Origin of the sequence: Paenibacillus sp. 4624 (genome assembly GCF_050435065.1) — a bacterium.
GTDB lineage: Bacteria > Bacillota > Bacilli > Paenibacillales > Paenibacillaceae > Paenibacillus > Paenibacillus amylolyticus_D.
In genome coordinates, this window is sequence record NZ_JBNDJR010000001.1 from 618,170 (window position 1) to 629,905 (window position 11,736).

An 11,736-nucleotide genomic window follows, 5' to 3' on the forward strand; every position below is an offset into this window, starting at 1 on the left:
AGTGAGGTTATTCATGTGCTTTTAAAACAGTTTGAATCCAAGTTGATTACCGCCCGTCTCGTGGGCGACCCCCATACAGAATGTCACAACCTTCAGACAGATTCCCGGCAAGTCAAACCGGGTGATCTGTTTATCTGTCTTCCGGGACATACGGTCGATGGACATGATTATGCAGATAAAGCAGTTCAGGCCGGAGCATCTGCTCTCGTTGTGGAACGGCAGCTTGACTTGCCTGTACCGCAGTTGATCGTGAAAGACAGTCGCTTTGCGATGGCAGTTCTGTCTGACTTCTTTTTTGATTCGCCAAGCCGCAAGATGAAAATGATTGGTATAACAGGAACGAACGGCAAAACAACAACGACGTATTTGATTGAAAAAATTATGAGCGATTACGGTCAGAAAACCGGACTGATCGGTACCATCCAGATGCGTTATGATGGGCGCACTTACCCGATGTCGGGAACAACACCTGAAGCTTTGGATTTGCAACGTAGTTTGCATGATATGGTTCAGGCTGGTACGGAATGTTGTGTGATGGAAGTTTCTTCTCATGCATTGGAGCAAGGGCGGGTGAAAGGCACGGATTTCCGTACAGCGGTGTTTACAAACCTGTCTCAGGATCATCTCGATTACCATCATTCCATGGAGGAGTATCGGGGAGCTAAGGGGTTGTTTTTTGCTCGGCTGGGTAACGGTTATGCGGAAGATGCTGCCGAGCGGAAGTATGCAGTGATCAATGCGGATGATCCAGCCGCGGATTATTTTATTGCTGTAACGGCTGCTGAGGTTATTACATACGGCATGGAAGAACAAGCGGATGTTCGTGCATCTGCAATTTCAATCACAGCTCAGGGGACGACCTTTCATGTAGATACCTTTGCGGGTAGCGCAGACATTGAGCTGCGTATGGTAGGCAAGTTCAACGTGTACAATGCGATGGCAGCCATCTCGGCAACGCTGGTGGAAGGTGTTCCACTGGAAGAAATCAAGCGTAGTCTGGAAACCGTACCGGGTGTCGATGGCAGGGTAGAAGCTGTCAATGAAGGTCAGGCATTCGCCGTTATCGTTGATTATGCCCATACACCGGATGGACTTGAAAATGTACTGCGTACAGTCAATGAGTTTGCGGAAGGACGTGTCATCTGCGTATTTGGGTGCGGAGGTGACCGGGATCGCACAAAACGCCCATTGATGGGTAAGATTGCTGCGAAGTACAGTGATTTTGTATTAGTGACTTCTGACAACCCGCGGACGGAAGATCCGGCTCTGATCCTCAAAGACATTGAGCAAGGTTTGCTGGAAGAGTCTGTTCCGTCTGAGCGCTACACAATGATCGTGGATCGGCGTCAGGCCATTCATGAAGCTATTGAAATGGCAAGCCCGGCCGATGTAGTATTGATTGCGGGCAAGGGTCACGAGACTTATCAAATTATTGGAACAACCAAGACAGATTTCGATGACCGGATCATAGCCAAAGAAGCGATAAGGGGCAAATCCAATTGATAAAACGAACATTAGCGCAAATCGCCGACATGTGTGGTGGCACACTAAGTGATGCCGCGGTTTATAGTGAAATTATCGCCGAAGGGGTATTTACAGATTCACGTAAACCGGTGGCAGACAGTTTGTTTATCCCTTTGGTGGGTGAACGTTTTGATGGGCACGAGTTTGTGCAAGCTTGTCTGGAGCAGGGTGCTGCCGGTGCGATGTGGCAAAAGAATCATGGTGTTCCCCCGCAGGGAGCTGTTATTTTGGTGGACGATACCTTGGCTGCACTACAGACACTTGCATCGGCTTATCTTCATGAGAACAAGGCAGCTGTCGTTGGCATCACAGGCAGTAATGGGAAAACAACAACCAAGGATATTGTTAACGCGCTTCTCTCTTCCACATTTAAGGTGCATAAAACGCAGGGCAATTTCAACAATCATATCGGTCTGCCGCTAACGGTATTGAGTATGACTCCAGACACGGAAATCATCATTTTGGAGATGGGCATGAGCGGTCGCGGTGAAATCTATGACCTTTCTGTCATTGCTCAGCCGGATGTAGCAATCATCACGAACATTGGCGAATCGCATTTGCTTCAGCTTGGCTCAAGACTTGAAATTGCTAGAGCAAAGGCTGAAATTGCTGCTGGTATGAAACCTGGCGGATTACTCATATACAACGGAGACGAGCCTTTAATCGCTCAGGTGCTTGAAGAGTCTGCAACGAAGCAGCCAGAGGGCATGCAGCGGTTTAGATTTGGGTTACAAACGGATAATGATGATTATCCAACAGGGCTGATGAATGCGCAGCACGGGATGGTGTTTACAACCAAACAGTCTGGCGACAAAGCCTATACCCTTCCCTTGCTGGGTACGCACAATGTAATTAACTGTTTGGCTGCCATGACCGTAGCACGTCATTTTGGGGTGACTGAGGAAAATATGGCAACAGGCTTGTCACAGTTGAAATTGACAGGTATGCGTATCGAGGTTACACAAGCGGTCAGCGGACTTACTCTCCTGAATGATGCATATAATGCAAGCCCGACTTCCATGAAGGCTGCGATCGATGTGTTAGAAGGGTTAAAAGGATATCGGATGAAAGTGGCTGTACTGGGAGATATGCTGGAGTTAGGTTCGGAGGAGCAGCAGCTTCATCATGAAATCGGAACGTATATTACTCCTGATAAATTGGATAAAGTGCTGGTATACGGTCCATTATCTGTGCATATTGCTGAGGGAGCAAAGAAGCATATGGCAGCTGAAGCTGTGCATGCTTTTGATAATAAAGAAGAATTAACCCGTTATCTGCTGGAGAATCTTCATCCGAAAGATGCAGTTTTGTTTAAAGCCTCACGGGGCATGAAACTGGAGGATGTAGCTCAAGCACTGCAGACGGCACCATTACAGAATCGAGTAGACTAGAGGGGTGAACCCATGGATTTTCAGGTATTACTGTTAACAATCGGCGTTTCATTTATTTTGGCGGTGATTGCCGCACCGCTGCTTATTCCGCTCTTGCGGCGGATGAAGTTCGGACAACAGGTCAGGGAAGACGGGCCTCAGAGCCATTTGAAAAAAAGCGGAACCCCAACGATGGGCGGAGTTGTAATCTTACTTGCGTTCACGCTGGCGTTTCTTAAATTCTCAGCGGTCAAAAACACAGACTTTTATGTATTGCTTGTCGCTACGCTGGGATTTGGTCTCATTGGTTTTTTGGATGACTATATCAAAATTGTTTTCAAGCGTTCGCTTGGACTGACTGCCAGACAAAAAATGCTGGGGCAGCTGCTTTTCAGTGCCCTCATGTGTTATTTACTTATTCAAAATGGACACAGCACCGCGATTTCTATTCCGGGAACTTCGGTTTCGTTTGACTGGACGGGATGGTTTTATTATCCGTTTGTTGTGTTTATGATGCTGGCCATTACCAATGCGGTTAATTTTACGGATGGTTTGGATGGTCTTCTCTCCGGTGTAAGTGCGATTGCTTTTGGCGCGTTTGCTATTGTGGCAATGCAGGCAACGTCGATGCCAGCGGCAGTGTGTGCAGCTGCCATGATTGGGGCTGTTCTGGGATTCCTGGTTTACAATGCACATCCGGCCAAGGTGTTTATGGGCGATACGGGTTCACTCGGAATCGGCGGTGCCATTGGTGCAATTGCCATCGTTACGAAGACAGAACTTCTTTTTCTCGTCATCGGCGGTATTTTTGTAATCGAGGTCCTTTCCGTTGTGATCCAAGTCGTATCCTTCAAAACTCGTGGTAAACGTGTATTTAAAATGAGCCCGATCCACCATCACTTCGAGCTTAGTGGCTGGTCAGAATGGCGGGTTGTCATTACCTTTTGGGCGGTAGGTGCTATTTTGGCCGCTCTTGGACTTTATCTCAACAAGGGGTTGTAAATTATGAATCATCCAGAAACATATCGCGGACAACAAGTTGTCGTGCTGGGGCTTGCGAAGAGCGGCGTACAAGTTGCCAAGGTGCTGCATCGCGCAGGAGCTGACGTTATCGTAAACGATAAAAAAGACAGAGAACAGTGTCCCGAAGCTTCCGAATTGGAGGCTTTGGGAATTTCTGTTGTATGCGGGGGACATCCGGATGATCTCATTCACCGTGATGTGAAGCTGGTCGTTAAAAACCCCGGTATTCCGTATCATGCTGCTCCTGTGCAACAAGCACTTGAATTAGGGATTGAAGTGGTGACCGAGGTAGAGGTAGCATATCACCTTTGCGGGGCACCTATGATCGGGATTACCGGTTCTAATGGGAAAACAACGACAACAACTTGGGTAGGAAATATGCTGGAACAAGCAGGTTTGAATCCCATTGTCGCTGGTAATATTGGAACACCTCTCTGTGAGGCTGCAGAGCAGGCTACCGCTGATAACTGGATGGTCGTCGAGCTGAGCAGCTTCCAGCTCAAAGGCACGGTAGAGTTTCGTCCGCGTATTGCTGCGCTCCTTAACGTGGCAGAGACGCATCTGGATTATCATGGGGGCATGGAAGATTACGTAGCTTCCAAAGCAAAGCTGTTTGCCAATCAGCAGCCAGATGACGTTGCTGTTCTCAATTGGGATGATGCGGTATGTCGTGAACTCATTCCTTATATCAAGGCGAGGTTAATTCCATTCTCATTAACGGAAAACCTGGAAACAGGCGTGTATGCAGATCCGCCTTATGTTGATGGAGAAGAGGATGATGTAAAGCGTCAGGTGATCTATTCGGATGGTGCAGGCCATCGAGAGGTAATCATCGATGTGGAGGACATTGGCATACCTGGGCGTTTTAATGTGGGTAATGCGCTGGCTGCAGTAGCTATTGCAATCGCAGCGGGCGCTAACCCGTCAAAGCTGGCTGCTCCGCTGGCTGATTTCAAAGGTGTTGAACATCGACTGGAGTACGTGTTGGAACATAATGGCTCAGTTTATTACAATAATTCGAAAGCTACCAATTCCAAAGCAACGGTAATGGCATTGAATTCCTTTAAGGAACCTGTTGTATTGATTGCGGGCGGACTAGATCGCGGTTCGGATATGATGGAACTGTTGCCGGCATTAGAGGAACGTGTCAAAGCATTGGTGGTTCTGGGTGAAAACCGTGCTAAAATGGCTAAAGTTGCGGAACTTGCGGGACTAAAGCAAATTAAGGTCGTCGATAATGAGGAGGACGCTGCCCGTACGTTGACGGTTGCCGTTCAGGAAGCAGCAAGGCTGGCTGAACCGGGGGATGTTGTTTTGTTATCGCCTGCGTGTGCAAGCTGGGACATGTTTGCCTCCTATGAAGAACGGGGACGCATTTTTAAAGAGGCGGCGCATAACTTGTAAGTAGGGGGGTGGAAAAGCCCCTACTTCCATGCAAGGGGTGGCCTCCTGATGAAACAGACGCGACCGGCGCCGGATATTTGGCTCCTGATTTGTATTTTGGCTCTGCTAGCCATCGGCATCATTATGGTGTATAGCGCAGGCTCAGTACTTGCGTTCCGCAACTATGGCGATTCATTTTATTTTGTGAAAAGGCAGATTTTATTCGCCGTGCTTGGGCTTGCAGCCATGTTTGTAACAGCGAATGTGGACTATAGGGTATGGCGAAAATATGCTAAACCGATTTTAATTATCTGTTTTATCATGCTCATTGCTGTATTAATTCCGGGAATCGGTGTCGTTCGCGGCGGTGCACGCAGCTGGCTGGGGATTGGTTCTTTCGGTATCCAGCCTTCCGAGTTCATGAAACTGGGTATGATCTTGTTTTTGGCCCACTGGCTAAGCAAAGACCCTGGAAAAATTAAAACTTTTACAACGGGGCTGTTGCCTCCGCTTGGGCTGATGGGGCTGGCTTTTGGCATAATTATGTTGCAGCCGGATTTAGGTACAGGCACCGTGATGATGGGGGCATCCATGCTTATCATTTTCACGACCGGAGCACGAATGAAACATCTCGCTTTGCTTGCGCTTGGTGGGGTCGCAGGATTCGCGGCACTTGTTGCAGCGGCACCCTATCGGTTGCAGCGAATTACAGCTTTTCTGGATCCGTGGTCTGATCCGCTGGGTGCAGGTTATCAGATCATTCAATCGCTCTATGCGATCGGTCCAGGTGGACTGGCTGGTCTTGGGCTAGGGATGAGTAGACAGAAGTACAGTTACGTGCCTGAACCGCAGACGGACTTTATATTTAGTATTTTGGCGGAAGAACTCGGTTTTATTGGTGGAATGATTGTATTATTATTGTTTCTGGTGCTGGTGTGGAGAGGAATGCGTGTAGCGATGACGGTTCCAGAGTCCTTTGGAAGCCTGCTGGCTGTGGGGATTATTGGTATGGTTGCTGTGCAGGTCATTATAAATATCGGTGTAGTGATTGGACTCATGCCTGTCACAGGGATTACACTGCCGCTGATCAGTTATGGCGGATCATCGCTGACGCTCATGCTCACCGCACTCGGTATATTATTGAATTTATCCCGTTATGCGAGGTGACTTATACGATGCGAGTCGTTCTTAGTGGCGGCGGTACGGGGGGGCATATTTACCCGGCCGTGGCCATAGCAAGACAATGTGAGGCGGAGAATGCCGACTCGACGTTTTTATACATTGGCGGTACACGAGGACTTGAAAGTAAGCTGGTTCCTCAGGAAGATATCCCTTTTAAATCGATTGACATTACAGGTTTCAGGCGTAAGTTATCCTTTGAAAATGTGAAAACGATTATGCGTTTTGTTCAAGGGGTAAGGAAATCAAAAAAAATGCTGAAAGAATTCAAGCCGGACGTTGTTATCGGTACAGGCGGTTATGTCTGCGGGCCTGTGGTCTATGCAGCGGCAAAGCTTGGAATACCAAGTGTGATTCATGAACAGAATGCGATCCCGGGACTGACGAACAAGTTTCTCATGCGTTATGTAGATACGGTTGCTGTCAGTTTCGAAGGATCTGAAAAATCATTCTCGGGAGCCAAAAAGGTAATCTATACCGGTAACCCGCGAGCGACAACGGTAGCTCAGGCCAGTCGGGATCGTGGGTTTGCAACACTAGGGGTTCCGATGGACAGTCGTGTTGTGCTTGTCGTTGGCGGCAGCCGTGGGGCTAAAGCGATCAATCAGGCGATGATTGAAATGGCACCAATGCTGGAACAGCTGGATGATGTACATGTCGTTTACGTTACAGGTGAGACCTATTTCGATGAAACCCGTGAAGCGATCCGTAGTTCTTTGGGAACGATGCCTAATCATCTGCATGTACTTCCTTATGTACATAACATGCCCGAAGTGCTCGCTTGTACCTCTTTGATTGTGAACCGTGCAGGAGCCTCGTTCCTTGCGGAGATTACATCTCTTGGTATTCCATCGATTCTGATTCCATCACCAAACGTAACCAACAATCATCAGGAAGCTAATGCGCGTACCCTTGAAAAAGGAGGAGCCTCACTCACAATGCTGGAGAGAGAGCTTACAGGCAAAGGTCTGTATGAAGCCATTGCAGGCATTATGAATGACGAATCAAGGCGTAAGCAGATGGCAGATGCTTCTCGAAAATTAGGGAAACCAGATGCAGCAAAAGTGCTCGTAAGCGAAATTAAGCGTCTTGTTGCAAAACGACAATAGGTGTTTGAACGCATTCATGGGCGATTGTCACACACCAGACGGGACTGACATAAGATACGGTATAAATCGTGACAATCGTTCCATGATACCGCAGTACAGCATCGTATCGGCAAAGGTGCAACTAGGGGTGAAGACGTGAGTTTGCCAAGCGGTAGTGCTGGTAATGATCGGTGGAACCAAGGGATGGATTGCGGAGCCTCATGGATCGGATGTGTCACGGATAATTCAATTCGCTGAGATTGACTGGGGACAATGGATATGCATTTCATTGTTCAATCAGGCCAAGCGACAGCAGAGGACGTCATCACCCTTATGCAGTCTATTCAAAGCACTATATCATCTCATTGCGGTATCCATCCGGTACCGTATGTCTTCGCAGTGGGTGAGCGTAAACCCCGGAGGTGATACATTGGACAAATTGGTGATTGAAGGTGGGAGACCCCTATCAGGATCCATACGCATCCATGGAGCAAAAAATGCTGCTTTACCGATCATGGCCGCAAGTTTGCTCGCAGACGGAGAAATTACGCTGCACAACGTTCCACACTTGCTGGACATCGAAGTAATGCTGTATATCCTGGAACGACTTGGATGCACATGTCGGCATGAGCAGGGAACAGTGACGATCAATACGTCGCTCGTCCGGTCACATGATGTGCCAGAGGATCTTATGAAGCAAATGCGCTCTTCCATTTTTCTGATGGGGCCATTGCTTGCGAGGTTTGGGAGAGTATCTGTATATCAGCCGGGTGGCTGTGCGATCGGGGAACGTAAAATCGATCTTCACCTCCGGGGGCTGGAAGCACTCGGAGCACAGATTGAAGAGCAAGATCAGCAAATTATCTGTCATGGAGCTAATCTGACAGGTACGGATATTCATCTGGATTTTCCGAGTGTTGGAGCTACTGAAAACATCATGATGGCTGCTGTGCTTGCAGAGGGCACAACGACGATTTTTAACGCAGCGAGAGAGCCTGAGATTCAGGATTTGCAGCATTTTCTGAATGCAATGGGAGCACGAATTATGGGTGCCGGTACGGATACAATCACGATAAATGGTGTTGAGAAGTTGCAACCTTGCACCTATGAGATCATACCGGACCGGATTGTCGCTGGAACCGTCATGATCGCTGCTGCTGCAACCCGAGGCAATGTTACGCTTACACACTGCAATCCGGCACATCTTACTTCGCTTATTCATGTGTTAAAGCGCACTGGTGTTCAAATCACAGTCTGCAATGATATAATGACTGTGAGTTGTATGACCCGCCCAAAATCGGTGGATCGTATCGTGACTTCTCCATATCCTTCGTTTCCAACGGATCTTCAATCACAGATCATGGTGCTGCTCAGTTTGGCAGATGGATTCAGTGTGATGAAGGAAACCGTGTTCGAAGGTCGGTTTAAACATGTGGATGAACTGAATGTCATGGGAGCGGATATATCGGTTGATTTGAATGCAGCCTTTATTCGTGGAGTTCCAAGGCTATATGGTGCTACTGTAGAGGCGACAGATCTTCGCGCGGGTGCAGCATTAGTTATTGCAGGTCTGGCGGCTCAAGGTAAAACCATTGTGGAGCAAGTGCACCACATTGACAGGGGATATGATCAGATCGAAAAGTTATTCCAGAGTCTTGGAGCCTCGGTGGAGAGACAGTCTACTGTTTCGAAACAGTTGGATTTTGCCAATTAACGTCCTTGGCGTCCCCTTCTTGGAAGAGGAGGGGGCCTGAGGCTTTGTGGAGCGTTATTATGCCTAAAAGTCAAATTCCGGTTCTCAAGGAGAATCGCCCAAAAGGAAACACAAGCCGTAAAATTGTAATTATCCTTTTATTATTATTTATTGTATTGCTGGCTGTATTATTCTTTCGTTCTTCTGTAAGCCGTATATCAGCGATCGAAATTACGGGTAATGTATACACGGCCACTGCGGATTTGCTTGAAAAGAGTGGTTTGAGGGAAGGCGAACAGTTTTTTGGAACAAGTGCTACTGAAATTATAGAACGTCTTAAAACGATTAAAGCTGTCTCAACGGTTACTGTGGACAAGCAATTCCCGGGTACGATCCATATCAAGGTTCAGGAGTTTCCCACTGTCGCTTATGAACTGGACACAAGTGGGGCGCTTAAAGCAATATTGTCAAACGGGACAAGCCTTAATGTACCACCAACGATCGGTGTTGCTGTAGAGAAACCGATTCTGACACAATGGAAACCGAATGATCCGCTCAAAGCAAAACTGAGTGAGGCGTTGGCTCAAATTCCGAATGAACTGACAACGGATATATCCGAAATTATTCCCAATCCGACACCCTCTTTTCCGGATCAGATCCGCATGTACACCAAGTCACAGTTTGAAGTGATTACAACGATATCGCTGTTAACGGATAAAGTGGAGTATTTGAATCAGGTAATTGAGACCGAACGACCTGGAAAAATTACGATGCTTGAGGCTGATACGTATGTGCCGTTTATACCGGATAATCCAGAGGATGACGCTGAGCCGGGAGCAGGGCAATGATGCATGTTGATGATTGGCTGTTCATTGCGTAAAAGTGTAGACAGGATCGGGCTTTAGCACCGGTTAATGTGTGAAACTTGTTCTTTCTGAGATGAAGAAAAAATGGTACACTTGAACTTACGGCACATAAGTTGCCTCCTTCTTTTTTCTTCAAGGTTTTATGTTTCACATCCAGAACTTGGCACCCAAAAAAATTGTAGAAAAAAGAGGGAAAGCCTAAACTGTGTTGAATATGTTTTAATGAGTGTTTGAACCCGAACGTATTTTACTATTGGAGTCAGGAGGTGCCACAGACTTGAGCAACAATGACATCATTGTTAGTTTGGACATCGGTACATCCAAAATTCGCGCTATTATTGGGGAAATTAATAATGGAACCTTTAATATTATTGGAGTTGGATCTGCCGACTCGGAAGGAATTCGCAAAGGTGTAATCGTAGATATCGACCAGACAGTGCAGTCGATTCGCAATGCAGTGGATCATGCAGAACGTATGGTAGGTATTCAAATATCCGAAGTATATGTTGGAATCTCGGGCAATCATATCGGACTGATGAGCAGTCATGGTGTGGTGGCAGTATCGAACGAAGATCGTGAGATCGGAGAAGAAGACATGGAGCGGGTGTTGAAAGCAGCCGAAGTCATTGCGGTTCCACCGGAACGGGAAATTATTGATGTTGTCGCCAAGCAATATGTTGTTGACGGCTTGGAGGGCATACAAGACCCGCGTGGGATGATTGGTGTTCGTCTGGAAGTTGAAGCAACCATCATTACAGGTGCAAAAACCGCGATACATAATCTTTTGCGCTGCGTGGAAAAAGCGGGATTAAAAGTGAGTGACCTGGTTCTCATGTCATTGGGAGCAGGCCAGTTAGCTCTATCCAAAGATGAGAAAACGATGGGCTCTGTGCTTGTGGATATCGGAGCAGGAGCAACAACCATCGCTATCTTTGAAGAGGACAGCCTGGTTGCGACTTCAACACTGCCAATCGGTGGGGAATTTGTAACGAATGATATTGCTTATGGTTTGCGTACTTTGACGGATCAGGCGGAGAAAGTTAAGCTGAAATATGGCTGTGCCTGGCTTGATGATGCTGCCGCAGATGTGATGTTCAAAGTGACGCGTATTGGTAGCAACGTGGACAAGGAGTTTTCCCAAGAGGATCTGGCGGCTATTATTGAACCTAGGGTTCAGGAAATATTCCAGATGATTGGACAAGAAGTCAAACGCCTTGGTTACAACGAGCTACCTGGAGGTTATATACTAACGGGTGGTACGGTCTCTATGCCTGGTGTTCTGCAAGTCGCACAGCATGAGCTGGCTGCTTCAGTACGTGTTGCGGTTCCAGATTACATTGGTGTCCGTGATCCTGGATACACCAGTGGTGTCGGTATTTTGCACAATGTTATTCGCGGTTTGCGCATCAGGCCCTCGAGCAGCAACGGCGGTAACAACAACAATACCAACAGCAAGAAACCGACAAGCCGTCCGAAGCCGAATGCGGCACAGGAATCGGAGCAAAAACCCGGTCTGTTCGAACGACTGAAGAACATGTTCAGTGAATTTATATAACAGGTTGGATCCATTTCATACATTCTTTGAAGCCGTCTGAATGCGCTGGTACTAA

The 11,736-nt window shown here is 47.5% G+C and carries 9 protein-coding genes; all 9 read left to right on the top strand.

Translation table 11 applies throughout. From position 1 onward, the window contains the following. Positions 1-15: 15 nt before the first annotated feature. On the top strand, positions 16-1,503 hold the full coding sequence (locus ABIE27_RS02790; RefSeq protein WP_123062529.1) for a UDP-N-acetylmuramoyl-L-alanyl-D-glutamate--2,6-diaminopimelate ligase: 1,488 nt from the start codon (positions 16-18) through the stop codon (positions 1,501-1,503). After that, on the top strand, positions 1,503-2,915 hold the full coding sequence (locus ABIE27_RS02795) for a UDP-N-acetylmuramoyl-tripeptide--D-alanyl-D-alanine ligase (protein ID WP_123062859.1): 1,413 nt from the start codon (positions 1,503-1,505) through the stop codon (positions 2,913-2,915). Before ABIE27_RS02790 ends, ABIE27_RS02795 begins: the two co-directional genes overlap by 1 nt. Before the next feature lie 12 nt (positions 2,916-2,927). Then, entirely contained in the window at positions 2,928-3,896 is a 969-nt protein-coding gene (gene mraY / locus ABIE27_RS02800; protein ID WP_123062528.1) for a phospho-N-acetylmuramoyl-pentapeptide-transferase, read from the top strand. A gap of 3 nt (positions 3,897-3,899) precedes the next feature. Next, positions 3,900-5,321 (top strand): UDP-N-acetylmuramoyl-L-alanine--D-glutamate ligase, encoded by a 1,422-nt coding sequence (murD, locus tag ABIE27_RS02805; RefSeq protein WP_123062527.1) that lies wholly within the window; start codon positions 3,900-3,902, stop codon positions 5,319-5,321. Positions 5,322-5,369: 48 nt separating this feature from the next. Then, positions 5,370-6,467 carry a stage V sporulation protein E gene (spoVE, locus tag ABIE27_RS02810; protein ID WP_123062526.1) on the top strand — a complete coding sequence of 366 codons (1,098 nt, stop codon included), beginning with the start codon at positions 5,370-5,372 and terminating at the stop codon, positions 6,465-6,467. 8 nt (positions 6,468-6,475) lie between these two features. Further along, a complete protein-coding gene (gene murG / locus ABIE27_RS02815) occupies positions 6,476-7,588 on the top strand; it encodes an undecaprenyldiphospho-muramoylpentapeptide beta-N-acetylglucosaminyltransferase (protein ID WP_123062525.1) in 1,113 nt (370 codons plus the stop codon). 367 nt (positions 7,589-7,955) lie between these two features. Next, entirely contained in the window at positions 7,956-9,281 is a 1,326-nt protein-coding gene (murA, locus tag ABIE27_RS02820; RefSeq protein ID WP_345789249.1) for a UDP-N-acetylglucosamine 1-carboxyvinyltransferase, read from the top strand. A gap of 59 nt (positions 9,282-9,340) precedes the next feature. After that, positions 9,341-10,108, top strand: coding sequence for a cell division protein FtsQ/DivIB (locus tag ABIE27_RS02825; RefSeq protein ID WP_123062858.1), 768 nt, complete (start codon positions 9,341-9,343; stop codon positions 10,106-10,108). Between the two features lie 295 nt (positions 10,109-10,403). Next, complete coding sequence (ftsA, locus tag ABIE27_RS02830; RefSeq protein ID WP_123062522.1) at positions 10,404-11,681, top strand: cell division protein FtsA; 1,278 nt, start codon at positions 10,404-10,406, stop codon at positions 11,679-11,681. Positions 11,682-11,736 lie beyond the last annotated feature (55 nt).